Source organism: Pseudoalteromonas sp. UBA2102 (genome assembly GCF_002331165.1).
GTDB classification, from domain to species: domain Bacteria; phylum Pseudomonadota; class Gammaproteobacteria; order Enterobacterales; family Alteromonadaceae; genus Pseudoalteromonas; species Pseudoalteromonas atlantica.
The window spans coordinates 1-15,562 of sequence record NZ_DCYU01000047.1; the positions used below are offsets into that span (position 1 = coordinate 1).

The following is a 15,562-nucleotide window of genomic DNA, read 5'->3' on the forward strand; positions in this document are numbered from 1 at the left end:
ACATCTTCAATGGTTTCTTTTTCTTCGCCTATGGCGGCGGCTAAATTATCTAGCCCTACAGGCCCACCCATAAATTTTTCGATAATGGCAAGTAAGTATTTACGGTCCATGTAATCAAACCCGCTTTTATCTACGTCAATCATATCAAGGGCAAGCTCAGCAACGGAGGCATTTACTGTACCATCTGATTTTACTTGCGTGTAATCGCGCACACGACGTAATAAGCGGTTTGCTATACGCGGTGTGCCTCGCGAGCGTTTTGCAATTTCGGTAGCGCCATCGTCGCACATTTGTAAATCTAGGTAATGTGCAGAGCGCCCCACTATATGCGATAAATCAGCTACCGAGTAAAACTCTAAGCGCTGCACTATGCCAAAACGGTCTCTAAGTGGTGAGGTAAGTGAGCCTGCGCGTGTTGTCGCGCCAATAAGCGTAAACGGTGGTAAGTCTAATTTAATAGAGCGTGCAGCGGGGCCTTCACCAATCATAATATCGAGTTGGTAATCTTCCATTGCGGGGTAAAGTATTTCTTCAACTTGTGGGCTGAGTCTGTGTATTTCATCAATAAACAGCACATCGCCTTCTTCAAGGTTGGTAAGTAATGCAGCAAGGTCGCCGGCTTTTTCAAGTACTGGGCCTGAAGTGGTTTTAATACTTACATTAAGCTCATTGGCAACAATATTAGCAAGCGTGGTTTTACCTAAGCCCGGCGGGCCAAATATTAATAGATGATCAAGTGCTTCACCGCGGCTGCGCGCTGCCTCAATAAATATTTCCATTTGCTGCTTAACATGCGGCTGACCTTTGTAGTCGGCTAAAAGCTTGGGCCTTATTGCGCGGTCTATGGTGTCTTCGTTGGTTTTTTCGCTCGCGTCAATTAAACGATCAGCTTCAATCATGGGTTACTCACAACATTGATTTTAAAGATTCTTTAATAAGAACCTCAGTAGACATATCGGGTTTACTTACCGATTTTACTGCTTTTTGCGCCTGTGGCAATTTATAACCAAGCGCAACAAGTGCCGATACGGCATCGTCTGCAGCATTATTGGCAATTGTTGCATCGCTAGGAGGCTCTATAACGGCATTATCGCTATATGGCGTAAATAAATCGTTACCCCAATCTTTTAAGCGGTCTTTCATTTCTAGCACTAAACGCTCAGCGGTTTTTTTACCCACACCCGGTAATTTAACCAATGTTGTGGCATCTTCGTTGTTTACGCAACTGACAAATTGTTGCGCCGACATGCCCGACAATATTGCTAGGCCTAGTTTAGGGCCCACACCATTTGCTTTTAATAGTTCTCTAAAAAGCGCGCGTTCGGTTTTATTATTAAAGCCAAATAATAGTTGTGCGTCTTCGCGTACTACAAAGTGCGTGTACACGATGGCGTTTTCGCCAATATTGGGTAAGTCGTAAAAACAGGTCATGGGCATTTGTACTTCGTAGCCTACGCCGCTTACTTCTAATAAAATTTCGGGCGGTTGCTTTTCAACTAACGTGCCATTTAAACGGCCAATCATAATTATTTCCTTAAACGTCCTCTAACGGTTTTGCTTGCGCTACCCGCTAGTTTTATTAAATTTTGTTCTGAGTGCGCATGGCAAATTGCAATGGCAAGCGCATCGGCCGCATCGGCTTGCGGTGTGCCAGGTAATTTTAAAATATTTTTTACCATGTGTTGCACTTGCGACTTATCGGCGCCGCCATTACCTACCACGGCTTGTTTAATTTGCCGTGCTGAGTATTCAAATACGGGTAAGTCGGCCATAGAGGCTCCCACTATGGCGGCTCCTCGGGCTTGGCCCAGTTTTAGCGCGGCATCCGGGTTATGCGCCATAAATACTTTTTCTATGGCAAAGGTTTCGGGGGAGAACTGCTCTATTATTTGCGTGATCCCTTGGTAGATCATTTTTAATCGTATGGGGAACTCATGCTCGGCTAATTTAATGCACCCGCTTCCTAAATAGGTAAATTTAGCGCCTTGATGCGCAACCACACCATAACCGGTTAAACGTGAACCTGGGTCTATCCCTAAAATAATGGCCAAACAGCACACTCATTATTGTTATTTTTCAATAACGGTAATAATGCCAGAGCACTGTATAAATTACCAGTGGCGAGTAAAAACAAAAACGCCCGCAACTTAGTGCGGGCGTTTAGCGTTAAAAGTATAGCTTAGGCTAAAGCACGTACTAAGCCTTGGGTATTTTGTTTAAGTTTACAGGCAATCATAAAGTAGCCAAGCGCGGCTACAAACACCCCGCCCGACACTGGCCCTATTAGCCAAATTGCCGGGTGCAATTTACCGGCTAAATCAAACATTTGCTGCTGAACAATCAATAAGGCTACATCACTAAATAATGCAGCTACAAACCCGGCTAAGCCACCTAATAGCAAAAACTCATAAAGCGTCGCATTTTTTATTAACCGCCCTTTGGCGCCTAAAGTTCGCAGTATTACTATTTCCTGCATTCGCTCGCCAAGGCTCGCTTGCACCTGAGATATAAGCACTAATGCGCCACACAAAACCACAATAGCAAGCACAAAGCCAATAGCTAACGACACCTGCTCAATGGTTGATTGTATTTGCTTAACAAAGTTATCTACATCGATTGCGGTAATGGTTGGATAAGTGCGCAGTAACTGGCTAAACGCTTTCTTTTGCTCTGGCTCAATACGCACTGATGAAATATACGTTGCCGGAAAATCTTTTAGCACATCGGGGCTTAAAATAATAAAAAAGTTAGGTTTTAGCGTCGCCCAATTTACTTTACGCACACTGGTAATTTTGGCGTCAAATGATTGCGCACCAATTAAAAATGTTAAAGTGTCGCCTATTTCTACGTCTAGGCGCTCCAGCATAGACTCCTCAACCGATGCCTCACCCACTGCGCCTTCGCCAAACCACTGCCCTTGCACAATTTCGTTTTGGGCTGGCACATTATCAAGCCAGGTTAGATTAAGCTCACGGCCAATGCCTGAACGCGCTTCTTCATCTTTTTTCTCGTTATCTTGCAACGACACTTTACGCGCAACAAGCTCGCCATTTACCGCATTTACTCGCCCACGAATGGTTGGATAAAAATCCGATACTAAAATATCGTTCTCTGCTAGGTAATTATTTACAGGCTCAAGTTCGTTTTGCGTAATATTAACTAAAAATGCATTAGGCGCATCGGCGGGTAATTGAGACTGCCAATCTGAGATCATGTCATTTTTAAGCACAATCAAAAACAATAGCAATTTTATCGCCAACGAAAAGCTAATAAGCTGCACCGCATTTACGTTGGCACGCTTTTGTATAGAGGCAATAGCTAACGACCAGCTGTTGCCTGGTTTTAAGCCTAATTTACGGCCACCGCCAAATATTAGTTTTGAAATAACAAACAAAACCGCAATCAAAGCAAGCGTAGAGACAAATAAAATAAGCGTTATTTTAATGTTGTTACTAAATAACCACATTAATAAAAACACCGTAAGCGCGCTTAAACCTAAGTGCACACGGCTTACCGCTAGTCTGTCGCCTAAATTACGGCGCAATACTCTAAGCGGTGGAATATCAAATAAATCAAGCAGTGGCTTAATAGAGAACATAACCGCACATATAACCCCTGTGCTAATGGCCACCAGCCAAGGTTTAAACCCGGCGGCAGGTAAGCTCATATCCATGCTTTTTGCTAAATAACCAGTGGCTATTTCTTGTAAACCGTAGCCTATGGCTAAACCCACAATAACCGCTAAAGCACACACCATGAGTAAGTGCATAAAATATATTTTACGAATTAATGCACGGCTTCCGCCAAGTGTTTTCATCATTGCTACGGGGTCGTATTGGCGCTCACAATAACGCTTTGCCGACACAGCAATAGCAACCGTAGCCAAAATAATGCCCAGCAAACCGGCCAGTAATAAAAAGCTTTCTGCACGGTTTAAGCTATTTGATATGGGTGATTGTCTATCTTTTACGCCATACCAACGTTGATTTTCAGCCATTTGCGGCTTTAACCATTCATAAAACCGCGTTATATCTGATTCATCGCCTGCATAGAGTTGGCGATAATTTACTCGGCTGCCAGGTTGAATAACCTCAGTTTTTGCAACATCAGCAATATTTATAAGCACTCTGCGGCTGCTCGAAAATACATTAAACGGCGCATCTGGCTCCTCAACCACCACTTTTTCTACATTAAATACTGCTGCGCCTAGCTCTACTTGGCTGCCAATATCAATATTTAAGCTGTAAAAAACCGATTCACTTAGCCACACATTGCCAGGCTTTGGGCCGCCCTGCGCTACTTGTGTTTCGCCAAGCAACGATGATTTTACTTTTAACTCGCCTTTTAACGGGTATTCGTTAGACGCCGCTTTTACCGAGGTAAATTGCATCTCGTCGTTGGCAAATAACATGGTATCAAAGTAGATCATTTGCGCAGTTTGTAAGTTTTCTTGTTTGGCTTTGCTAATAAACGCCGTATCTAGCTCATGGGCGCTTGCCAGTACTCTATCTGCGGCAATAAACGCGCTACTTTTTTGCGCTATGCTTTGTGCTATTCGCTCAGTCACCATAGACAGTGTGAGCACCGTTAATACCGCCAGCGCAATGGCGGCACTAATTACTGTAAGTTCGCCGCGGCGAAATTCACGCGCAAATAATTTAAGTACTAACTTAGCCCACATTCGCTACGTCCTCTTTTGAGTTTTTAACTAAGCAGCCCGCTTCAATTTGTACAATATGCTGGCACTTTTGCGCGAGTGCTTCATCGTGAGTTACTAAAATTAGCGTTGTGCCGTGCTGCTGGTTTAAATCAAATAATAATGACTCCACCATTTTGCCGTTTTTACTGTCTAAATTTGCAGAGGGCTCATCGGCAAATAAAATTTTAGGTGTGCCAATAAAAGCGCGGGCAATGGCTACACGTTGCTGCTCACCACCAGAGAGTTGCGATGGGTAATGATCAATACGATGGCTCAGCCCCACTTTTTCTAATAGGGCAAGAGCTTGCTCTTTGGCATCGCTTTCGCCAGCAAGCTCTGCCGGCAGCATCACGTTTTCAAGCGCGGTTAAGCTTTGTACCAACATAAAAGATTGAAATACAAAACCTACTTTTTCAGCACGCAATGCTGCGCGTTGCTCTTCATCTAATTTATGTAGCGGCTCGCCATCAAGGGTAATTTCACCACTGCTGGCGGTATCTAGCCCCGCTAATAAACTTAATAACGTGGATTTTCCTGAGCCAGAGGTGCCAACAATAGCAACTGACTCGCCATGCTTGACATTAAAGCTGATGTCGCTGAGGATGGGCAACTCACCTTCGAAGGTAGAAACTACTTTAGACAAACCATTTACTTGAATAATATTTAATTGAGAAAGCGCTGACATATGACTCATTCAATCCTACGTTTTGTATTCGTTTTATTTTTAGTTATCAAACCACTTAGTGCGGCGGCCGACAACACGATTTTAATACTTGGAGACAGTTTAAGTGCAGCCTATGGGCTTAAACAAGAGCAAGGCTGGGTTAAATTGTTACAAGATAAATACGATGCAGAGCAGCGTAATATAGAGCTAATTAATGCCAGTATTAGTGGCGAAACTACCGGTGGAGCTTTACGCAGGCTAGATGCCTTACTCGCGCAATACCAACCAAGCCATGTACTTATTGAGCTTGGTGCTAATGATGGTTTACGTGGTTTTCCGGTAACAAAAATGCAGGCCAACTTAACGGATTTAATCGAAAAAAGCCAAGCTGAAAATGCCATGGTCGCGTTAATGGAAATTTATATTCCCCCTAATTACGGGCCGCGTTACAGTAAAATGTTCACTGACAGTTTTACACAAGTAAGTGAAAAAACAAATGCTCATTTACTTAACTTTTTTATGCTTAATGTGGCAGATAAGCCAAACTTAATGCAAAGAGATCAATTACATCCAAATAAAGAAGCACAACCGCTGATACGCGATGAAATGTATGACTCGATCAACCAATGGCTAAATAAAGATTAGGGCGTGTTGTTCTTTGGTGGCTTAACATGCGCTGCACGGCATGTGCTTACTAAGGGCGATACGCCCTTAGCTTAAAGTTTTTTAGCTCATTTGCATAATAAACACGCAAACAAACAATCACTTATTGATTTTTAATAAAATATACGTACTATTGCAAACAACGTCGGTATGTAGCGCAGCTTGGTAGCGCACTGTCATGGGGTGTCAGGGGTCGCAGGTTCAAATCCTGCCATACCGACCATTTAACCTCCTCTTTATTTCTTTTTCACTGTCATTTTTCTGTATTACCTTGTATACCTAGCATTTAATACTATGTGTTTAAGGATGACTTATGAAAAAGCGTATTGTGTTTCCCCTGCTTTTATCTCTTTTTATTTCAAGCTTTGCGTTTGCTCAGGGTAGTTTTCGACTTAAAAACGGAAATCTATTAAGTGTGGGTAAAACTAAATCTGACATTGTAGCCGTAGTGGGCGCACCACTTTATAAAGATGTGCTTAATGAAGCTGTTGATATTGGTAATGGCGACAAATTAGTTAAAACAGAAGAGTTTACTTATAAACTAAAAGGCTCAATTGGTGGGATGTATATTGTATTGATCCGTTTTGAAAATAATATTGTGACCAGTATTAGTTCAAAACAAGTCGACAGGCTTTAAATATATTAGAGTTAGTTTTAAGCAGTTAAAAGCGCCATACGGCGCTTTTTAGTTTTTATTAGTGTGTACGCCCTACGCCGTTACGCACCATATCTTTACCGTTTTCAAATACCTCGGCTGTTATGCCACGCGCCAGTAATAACTGTTGTTTGTCGTCAAATACTGCAACAAAATGGCTGCCGTCTTTATTGCTTGTAGCCATACCTACACCCGATACACCTTTTAAGCCTAAGCCGCCGTTTTCTACCATAACTAAAAAGTTCTCTAGCTCTGCTAGGTTGTCGATTATGTCGTGCTCATTATTCATAAATTGCTCTTTGTAAAATCTGCTTGGTTAATGCCTATTCGCAAAACGTAACCACTAAATTAAGTGAATAGGTATAAATTACTTGGGCGCTATTTTAAAGCCCATTAAAATAAACATAAACCTTTGTATCGGGTTATTAAGTATATTTAGTACTAGCGCTTAAGGTTAAAAGCGCTCTACATTCAGTGACAAATTACTTAATGCGCAACCATACGGCTGGGTATTAATGCGGTAATAATCCGTATTTTTTGTGGCAGTTAAATTTATTAAAAGGTCATCTTGTTGCCCTACCGCACTTTGCTCTTGGCTTAGGCACATAGCTTGCGTAAGCGAGCGTAGTTTTGAATCGGTTAAAATATTGGCAAAACGCTGCACCGGTAAAGGCGGTATTTTAACAGGCGCTAATGCTTGGCTAATGGTGCGCTCGCTAAGTTCAAACCCGGTATTAGTAATATCTATTACACTGCGAGCAGGCCAGTACGAGTAGTTATAGCTACTTGCTTTTTGCTGCGTACTTAAATACGCAACGCCACTTTGCCCTATTACGGTCATTAAATTTCCTTTGTTGGATTTAATAACAACGAGGGCTGTGTTTTCATCAATACCAAAACCGTGCTTAATATCACCGTTTTTTTGCTTTGCGGTATTTAATGTACCCGCTAGGTTTAGCGTTTGATTTTGCTCACTAAAGCGGGTGCTCAGTGGGCCATAGGTAAACGTGTTTAACCCGTTAAGTGAAGTAGCCTGTGGAGCAAGCTTTTCTTTTAATACCGCTTCGCTTTGGTGCTGTGAGAGATAGACGTTTTCACTTTGTATTTTGCTTCCTGCACCTAGCCCTACAATAACTGGGCGAGTTTTAAGCGCATTCGTCCAGGGGTAGGCAGTATTATTTTCATCATACAGTGCTTTTAAAGCATTTTTAGCCTTGCCGTCGCTAAATAAAACACCGGTGCTGGTGTTTATTAAATTAACTAACGCCTCAACCCCATTATTACAAAGTGTTTGCTCAGCCTTTATGAGCTCGGGGTATACATTGCTGCGATTATACAGGTTCATTTGTGAGTGACGCAGCGCCGGTAAATCACTACAGGTATTGTTAGTAATTGCTTTAGCAAGTGCAGGTGTAAGCGGTAACCATTGGCTGGTTACACCTTTTGGTAAAAGCGTTTTAAGCGCCCCTACCTGTGCGTATGGGTCGCGCTGGGCTGCGCTAATAATTAATAAGGTGGGTGTTGGGTTAGCAACCTTTAAGCTCCCCGCTATAAATTGCAATATACCGTTGCTTTGTAGCTCAGATTTTGGGGTGGTGTTTACATGAGATTGTTCAAGCATATCAAACACAAAGTTAAACTCTTGCTTTGTTAGGCTATTAAGTTGCTCGTTGTTTATATCGCGCCATTGCCAAAGCAGCTCACTTTTAGAGACTGCGTTTGCATTTTTGCTACTAAGCGCACGTAAGGTATTTAAAACATTTGCTTGGTTATTTGTATTGTTAGTCGGCCAATTTAATTTTATTTGCTCAATATTAGTATTGGTTACCTTAAACACGCTTTGTGACTTTGAGTTATTTTGCGTATTGCAACTTTGCGCCGCATTAGCACTGCAACTATTAATTGTACTACCGGCTAAAATAAGGGTTTGCTCTTGCTGCTGGGCAGCCCCTTTAAATGAAAATAAAGTAAATAAAACGAATATAAAGCTCACTCGCTTAGTAAAAAAAGCACGGGTACGCATAACGCTCTCAAAAATGATCTAAATAGGCGTTAAGTTTAACAGCATGTAATGGCAGGCTAAATAGTAAATGTGGGCCTCAATGATTGCGACACATGGCATTAGTGTATAAAGCAAGTTTGCCTGCTAGTTAAAAAAGCGCGATGTGCGTTTTACGCAGCCAATACTCTTACATTTAACCATTAATCTTACTTATTATGCTTACTCTGTTTTACAAACAAATTAGAGGCTATATCAATAGGGTAATTATCGTTTATTAGCTCGCTAATAAATTCAGAACACGCAGATGGCGGAGCAATTAAATAGCTTTTATGCTTAGCGCGCGTGATCCCTACGTACAATAAACGTCGCTCCTCTGAATGATTAAAGGTATCTGGTGCGGGCAATAATGCCTCAACAAGTAAATTGCCCGGATTATTGCTTGGAAAACCTAACTTGCCCTGCTCAAAACCTATAATAATACAGTAATCGGCCTCGAGTCCTTTTGAGCCATGCAGTGTCCAAAAATGCAGTGGGTTAGCAAAGTTGTTACCTGCTAAGTGCTGCTCTACCTCATTAAGCATAAACCGATAACGGCTCAATACGGCAATACTGGCTGTGTTATTATTTTTATTAATTGTGGCTATAGTTTGCTGCACTTTTAGTGCTACTGACTTTTTACCTTGGTTTAAATCGTCAAGTAACACAACTTGAGGGGTACTTACTTGCGTATGTGTGGTTATGTACTTTTTATATTGTTCAGGGTTTTGCATTACAAAGCGCCCCGCTACCTCACTAATACTGTTGTTATATCTAAACGTTTTTTGCAATAACGTGAGTGAGTGACTGCCTATTAAATCGTTAAACTGTGTGGTGAGCGCCAAATTACCGCCCGAAAACCGATAAATAGCCTGCCAATCATCGCCAACCGCAGTAAAACAAGGTTGCGGACCACTCTTTATTAAAGTATTTAAAAACGCCATGCGTGCGCATGAAATATCTTGAAATTCATCAACTAAAATATGGCGCCAAGGTACACTTACCTCCCCCAATTTAACCGCCTGAGCTGCGCTTGCAATCATGTCGTCAAAATCAATAGCATCTTGCTCTTTTAATTTTTCGTAGTATGCACGCTGCATTGCCACCAATAATGTTGCATAACTTTTATGATTTATAATGCCACTTTTAGCTATTCGCGCTGCAATTTGAGCGTTAGATAGTTGCTCACCCCGTATTGCGCTTAGGCAGTTTAAGTACTTATTTATATTTTGCTTTAACAGCCCTGTTGCAGATAAACGCTCGTACACTGCGTGGTTATCTACGGGGTTAATGTTCACTTTATGTTTTTGTAGTTGTGCTTTTAAACGCTGCTCAAGCTGACCTTCTTGCCAGTTATAATGAAATGTTTGCACCAATGCATGGCCATGTTTTTTATGGTGCGCGCGTACATATTTAATATGCTCGCTATTGTGTAAGTTAGGTGCATGCTGCACTGAATTACCTTGCCTATCTGTCACAAAATGCGCCAAGTAAACCTGGTGCTGTGGCAAGAAAAAATCGGCGGTGTCATCATTTTGGTAAGTGTGTTCAATACCATACATGTAAAGCCAGTTGGCAATTAATAAGTGCTGATAACTGCTTACTTTTAGCCCCGATAGGGTGTGATAGGTTTGTGCTTTTATTGCGGTTTTAGTTGCGGTTTTAGTTGCGACTCTAGTTTCGGTATTGAGGCTATCAGTAGGTTCGTACAGTGTCTCAACAAAGGTTTTACAAAAACGTGAGTCTGTTTTTAGGGTATTACTAAGCCACTGTGTAAACCATTTTTTAAGCGCCATAGCATCGTTTGCAAAAGGCGATAAGCTACGTGTTTTATTAGCGCTTTGCAGTAACTTAAGCCCCAGCGCATGAAAGGTTAAAATAGTAGGCGGCGTAACGTTTAAGTTTGCTTGTTGCGCCCTTAAATTAAAGCGTTGATTTAATTCGTTTGCTGCATTTTTATTATAAGCAAGTATCAATATTTGCTCGGGTTTTACACCACCATGAGCAATTAAATCCAGTGCCTTTGCAACCATTACTGAGGTTTTGCCAGTGCCTGCGGCCGCTAGCACTAAATTTTTGTCGTTATTGCGTATAACAGCAAGGCGTTGCTCGTGTGTAAGCGGGTTTGATTCAACCACATTATAAAAGTCGGCTCTTGCCGTTAGTGTTTTTTGCTCATAACTTTTACGTAGCTGCTCTGTGGCATGCGCTACTGTTGGTGAGCTACTTAAAATAGTTAAAAACTTAATATTAATGGCCGATAAATGCTGCTGCCATAGTGCAGGTAATGCGCCGTACTGCTGTGCCAGTGAAAACACCGCCGATTTTAATAACGGCACGTTTGAGTCGCGAAGATACTCGTTTGTTGCATAACGTTTTACAAGCGTTTTTGCTGTATTCACTTTTTCTTCTAGGTGATTGGCAAACTCGCTGTTTAGCTGCTCACTAAGCGTTTGAGCCTGCTGTTTATTTAAAAAGCTAATTACCGTTTTTTTATTATGATTGAGGGTTATTTTCGCGCTAAACAGGCCTTTTTTAAATTGGGAAAAATTAGTAAAGTCGCTAATTAAATAGGCGCGTGAAGTATTATTTTTAAAATGTATAACGAGTGAACTTTGCTTAATAGTAACGGTGCTAATACGCTTAAAAAAACGTCCTAACCAGCTTGGAGTGGCAATAAACTGCGCCATAAAACCTTGAATAAACTAAAATTAAAAATAAATTTTATCACAGTTTAAACGCCAAGGCGCGCCGCGCCTTAAAAGTGGCAGCCTGGTTAACCAAAGCATGTACAAGCAGGCCTCATAAATAGCCCAAAGGCTGTGTACAATGGGTGTTTAAACTGCGGTAAACTCCTCCTAAAACAATCAACTCGTCTTAAGTATTTACTCTAAACAGGTGTTTAAATTTGCTTAAACTTTACGTTTGAATATTGAACAAATTGCACTATTAGTTTAATGTGAAGCTTTTATTAAACGAGAAATAATATGGATTTAACTAAGGAAGAGTTAAGTTTTATTTCGTCTGTTGTAGGCAGTAACAAGGACAATACAAACGATAACTCGCAGCTTAGCTTAAAAACGGCTTTGCCAGATACACTAAAAGGTTTGTTGTCTCACGCTAAATTAACCATGTTAGCTGAGGTGGGCCATTATCAGTTGTGGTTTCCGCTTGAGTTTAAGCTCAACGATGACGGCTACTTAAACCCCGTACTGAGTGCGCCTGAGGTAATTGATACCGAAGGTGTAGACAGAAGCTGGCGTTATTCAGACCTGCATTTACAAAGCGAGCGCTTTTATGTGCTTTCGCTCTCTAGCAGTGGCGTGCTATTAAAGCCGCGCGATCATCGCTATAGCCTTACCCACGCGCAACATATTACGTTTAAACTACCCAATAAGAAAAAAGTCACTCTGCTTATAGATTTAGTCCGTAAAACTAATTTAGGCTATGCCGCAAAAATTGTCAGTATCAAAAGTGGTAAAGAGGCATTACGTGAGTATTTATTTGAAAAACATAAACGTGAAAACGCCACCTTGTACGAAAACACGGCAGGTGTAACTGAGCATTTCTAGTTGCAGGCCGTTAATTGCAGCGATAAGCTAACGCCTTTATAAAGCGACAAGTTAAAGGCACACAATGAGCGACACTTTATACCCAATTGGTACCCCTAATAAACCATGGAACGACAGTGATAAAGCAGCATGGTTACAACTTCAACAGAAAAAGCGCGATTATAACCAGCTCGTAGTAAGTAAAATTACCCAGCCTAATGAGTTTTTAGATGTAGAGCAGTACGGCGAGCTAAATTATTCGCCACTTAGCTTTGCACTTTATTTATTTAAAAGTAAAAATTGGCAAAGTGATCGCCCTACCGTATTAATTACTGGGGGTGTGCACGGCTACGAAACAAGTGGCGTTATGGGTGCGCTGGCATTTGCTCAAACCGCTGTTGCACCTTATACAACGCGTTTTAACTTTATTATTGCGCCTTGTATTAGCCCGTGGGGTTTTGAAACCATAAACCGCTGGAACCCAGAAGCTATTGATCCAAATCGCTCTTTTTACGATAACAGCCCTGCCCAAGAATCTGCAGCTATTATGAAATATGTAGCATCGCTAAACACTGAGTTAGTTGCGCATATTGATCTGCACGAAACCACAGACACAGACAATAGTGAATTTAGACCCGCTTTGGCGGCGCGCGATGGTAAAATTAACACCAACTGGAACATACCAGATGGTTTTTATTTAGTGGCTGATAGCAAAAAACCAGCACCTGATTTTCAAAAAGCCATTTTAAATAGTGTTGAGAAGGTAACGCACATTGCCCCCAGTGACGAAAACAATCAATTAATTGGTGTACCGCAGGAGCAATTTGGCGTTATAAATTACGCCGCACGCGAATTGGGCTTATGCATGGGCTTTACCAACGCCCCTTATGTAACGACAACCGAAGTATACCCAGATAGCCCAACTGCCTCAGATGAGCAGTGTACTCAAGCGCAAGTTGCTGTTATTACCGGCGCGTTAGATTATTTAAAGTCACTTTAGTGGCTTTTAATACCCATGTGCAATAATACTTAATCATTTTGCGGAGCTAAACGTGTCGCTACCTAGGTTAAAAAATTTTCATTTAAGACTGCATGGATGCAGAAGGGAGAGCAATGCAGGAGCAATTGCCAAGAACAACTAAATAGCGAATTTTTTACCAAACTATTAATACGTTTTTCTAGCCTCAAGAAAGCTAACTTAATTAAGCAAATTGGTATAAGTTATAAACTAATACAAATTAGGAACCTACGATGAAGTATAAAAATAAACATGCCGAGGTAACTTTATCCGTTGAGGGCAATATAATTATTGCCCAATTTAGCGGAAATTTAGACCTAGAGCTATTGGCCAACTTTAAAGCCGCCCTTTTTGATACAGTGGCTGAATTTGAAGGTAAGCAATGGGGTTACATAAGCGACTCATCGTGTGTACTTGCAGCTACGCCCGATGCAGAGCAAGAAATGGTCGCCATAAGCACACATATGCAGCACACTAACTGCTTGATAAGTGCATTTGTCCTCACCTCCCCTATTGCGATAAGCCAAATGCAGCGAATAATGCAAAACGCTAAACGCGATGTAGATTTTAACCAATGTTTATTTGATAACCTAGATGCTGCAAAACGTTTTATTTCATCGCAATTAAATAATGGCGTGAGCTAATTTTAGCCCAAGCCATTGCTAGTTTTTATAAAACTGGCTTGTTTTAGTAATCGCTATATCAGGGTTTTCTACAGCGGTAATAACAAAGCTAACTGGGGTCACTTTTGTTGCTATGTCGTAGCCATCGGCGGTGACTGTCACCGGAATTTTTTTCATCACTCCTGGCAATACCAAAATAGAGCTTGGCGCACTAAGTGTGGCCACAGGTAGGCCTTCAATGGCTACGCCGTAGTGCAATGGCTGCTGGGTTTTATTGATAATAGTGAGTGTGTATGGGTTTTCTACTAAGCCTTCATAATTTACACGGTATAATGCGTTTCTGTCGCGCAGTACCGATGCCTCTATTGGCGTACGTTGCAATACCCACGCAATCATAGAAATAAGTAATACCCCTGTTAATACACCATACCCCACTAATTTAAGCCTAAATGGATTTGTTTTTTTACCTTCTAGCTGTTTTTCGCTGGCATATTTAATTAACCCTTTTTGATAGCCAAATTTATCCATAGTGTCGTCACAGGCATCAATACATAAGCCACAATTTATACACTCGTATTGCAAACCGTTACGAATATCTATGCCCGCGGGGCATACCTCTACACATAAATTACAATCAACGCAGTCGCCTAAATTAAGGGCTTTAGGATCTGCTTTGCGTTTGCGAGGGCCTCTGTTTTCACCGCGCTTTGCATCGTAGCTCACTACCAATGTATCTTTATCAAACATCACCGATTGAAAGCGAGAATACGGACACGCCACATTACACATTTTTTCGCGTAAAAAGCCGGCATTTCCATAAGTACAAAATGCAAATAAAAACACCCAAAAGCTGGTAATGCCCGACCACTGTAAGGTAAACATTTCAAGGTATAAACTTTTAGCGGGAATAAAATACGCCATAAACGACGTTGCAGTAAGCAGCGATATAACAAGCCACGCAGCGTGTTTTGTTATTTTTTTACGCCACTTAAATGTACTCCATGGCGATTTATCTAACTTTATACGTTGATTACGAGTACCTTCTATACGTTGCTCAACCCAACTAAACATTAACATCCAGATTGTTTGGGGGCAGGTATAGCCACACCACACGCGGCCAAGCCAATTCGTGACAAAAAACAAAGCAAACGCGCCTACCATAAATAGCAGCGCTAAAATCATAAAGTCTTGCGGCAGTAAGGTTAAACCAAAAATAGTAAACTTTTGCGTGGCTACATCAAGTAGCACGGCTTGCTCACCTTTGTATTGAATCCAAGGAATGGCAATAAACATAAGCATAAGTAACCAACCAAGGTTACGGCGTATTTGTTGGTAAAAGCCTTTTTGCTCACGAATATAAATAGGCCCTGGTGTGTTATAGGGCTTGATGATCATATCTTCTTCTTTAATATCAAACTTCATAGTAGCTACTTAATAGTGACGGTATTAATGCTACTTTTGCAACTTTCAGACCAAGCTGAAAGCTTAACTAACCAATTGATATTAAATAAATTTATAAATTACCGGAAAAATTAATCCGCGATATTTAACGAATAGCGCGATATATCACGTATTTTTGCTTATTCCTAGTTTACGCATTTTTGAGCGCAAAGTACTCTCGGGCAAACCTAATTTGCAAGCAGCGCCTTTA

14 protein-coding genes and 1 tRNA gene are annotated in these 15,562 nt (G+C 41.3%); 6 read left to right on the forward strand and 9 right to left on the reverse strand.

Going from position 1 to position 15,562, the window contains the following annotated elements:
* The 5 genes from ruvB to B2R65_RS05760 form a co-directional block, all read right to left on the reverse strand.
* A partial coding sequence (gene ruvB, locus B2R65_RS05740) for a Holliday junction branch migration DNA helicase RuvB (RefSeq protein ID WP_286741569.1) occupies positions 1–899 on the reverse strand: 899 nt, incomplete at its 3' end.
* Positions 900–906: 7 nt separating this feature from the next.
* A complete protein-coding gene (ruvA, locus tag B2R65_RS05745) occupies positions 907–1,524 on the reverse strand; it encodes a Holliday junction branch migration protein RuvA (protein ID WP_004587271.1) in 618 nt (205 codons plus the stop codon).
* 2 nt (positions 1,525–1,526) lie between these two features.
* Positions 1,527–2,051: a crossover junction endodeoxyribonuclease RuvC gene (gene ruvC / locus B2R65_RS05750; protein ID WP_004587270.1), complete on the reverse strand. Its 525-nt coding sequence runs from the start codon at positions 2,049–2,051 to the stop codon at positions 1,527–1,529.
* Positions 2,052–2,179: 128 nt separating this feature from the next.
* Entirely contained in the window at positions 2,180–4,681 is a 2,502-nt protein-coding gene (locus B2R65_RS05755) for an ABC transporter permease (RefSeq protein ID WP_286741574.1), read from the reverse strand.
* Positions 4,671–5,384: an ABC transporter ATP-binding protein gene (locus B2R65_RS05760; RefSeq protein ID WP_004587268.1), complete on the reverse strand. Its 714-nt coding sequence runs from the start codon at positions 5,382–5,384 to the stop codon at positions 4,671–4,673. Before B2R65_RS05760 ends, B2R65_RS05755 begins: the two co-directional genes overlap by 11 nt.
* On the opposite strand from B2R65_RS05760, the gene B2R65_RS05765 reads away from it, so the two are divergent.
* The 3 genes from B2R65_RS05765 (at position 5,385) to B2R65_RS05775 (ending at position 6,663) form a co-directional block, all read left to right on the forward strand.
* Complete coding sequence (locus B2R65_RS05765; protein WP_024032180.1) at positions 5,385–6,008, forward strand: arylesterase; 624 nt, start codon at positions 5,385–5,387, stop codon at positions 6,006–6,008. It abuts the gene before it with no gap.
* A 164-nt stretch (positions 6,009–6,172) separates the two neighbouring features.
* Positions 6,173–6,249 (forward strand) — tRNA-Pro (locus tag B2R65_RS05770).
* A gap of 90 nt (positions 6,250–6,339) precedes the next feature.
* Complete coding sequence (locus B2R65_RS05775; RefSeq protein WP_054983647.1) at positions 6,340–6,663, forward strand: DUF2845 domain-containing protein; 324 nt, start codon at positions 6,340–6,342, stop codon at positions 6,661–6,663.
* Positions 6,664–6,721: 58 nt separating this feature from the next.
* Here the strand turns inward: B2R65_RS05775 and B2R65_RS05780 are convergent, their stop codons facing one another.
* From B2R65_RS05780 to B2R65_RS05790, 3 genes are all read right to left on the reverse strand, one after another.
* On the reverse strand, positions 6,722–6,970 hold the full coding sequence (locus B2R65_RS05780; protein ID WP_004587250.1) for a hypothetical protein: 249 nt from the start codon (positions 6,968–6,970) through the stop codon (positions 6,722–6,724).
* 165 nt (positions 6,971–7,135) lie between these two features.
* Entirely contained in the window at positions 7,136–8,704 is a 1,569-nt protein-coding gene (locus tag B2R65_RS05785) for a type 1 glutamine amidotransferase family protein (RefSeq protein WP_286741578.1), read from the reverse strand.
* A gap of 185 nt (positions 8,705–8,889) precedes the next feature.
* Positions 8,890–11,409, reverse strand: coding sequence for a UvrD-helicase domain-containing protein (locus B2R65_RS05790; RefSeq protein WP_286741580.1), 2,520 nt, complete (start codon positions 11,407–11,409; stop codon positions 8,890–8,892).
* A 297-nt stretch (positions 11,410–11,706) separates the two neighbouring features.
* Between B2R65_RS05790 and B2R65_RS05795 the strand changes: the two genes are divergently transcribed.
* From B2R65_RS05795 to B2R65_RS05805, 3 genes are all read left to right on the forward strand, one after another.
* Positions 11,707–12,291, forward strand: a complete 585-nt coding sequence (locus tag B2R65_RS05795) for a hypothetical protein (RefSeq protein WP_024032189.1) — start codon at positions 11,707–11,709, stop codon at positions 12,289–12,291.
* A 64-nt stretch (positions 12,292–12,355) separates the two neighbouring features.
* The gene (locus B2R65_RS05800) at positions 12,356–13,270 is read left to right on the forward strand and encodes a M14 family metallopeptidase (protein WP_055255320.1); all 915 of its coding nucleotides are present in this window, start codon (positions 12,356–12,358) and stop codon (positions 13,268–13,270) included.
* A 251-nt stretch (positions 13,271–13,521) separates the two neighbouring features.
* Positions 13,522–13,932 carry a hypothetical protein gene (locus tag B2R65_RS05805; RefSeq protein ID WP_286741583.1) on the forward strand — a complete coding sequence of 137 codons (411 nt, stop codon included), beginning with the start codon at positions 13,522–13,524 and terminating at the stop codon, positions 13,930–13,932.
* Positions 13,933–13,950: 18 nt separating this feature from the next.
* On the opposite strand, the gene ccoG is transcribed toward B2R65_RS05805, so the two are convergent.
* Positions 13,951–15,333: a cytochrome c oxidase accessory protein CcoG gene (gene ccoG, locus B2R65_RS05810; protein WP_286741585.1), complete on the reverse strand. Its 1,383-nt coding sequence runs from the start codon at positions 15,331–15,333 to the stop codon at positions 13,951–13,953.
* Positions 15,334–15,562: the final 229 nt, after the last annotated feature.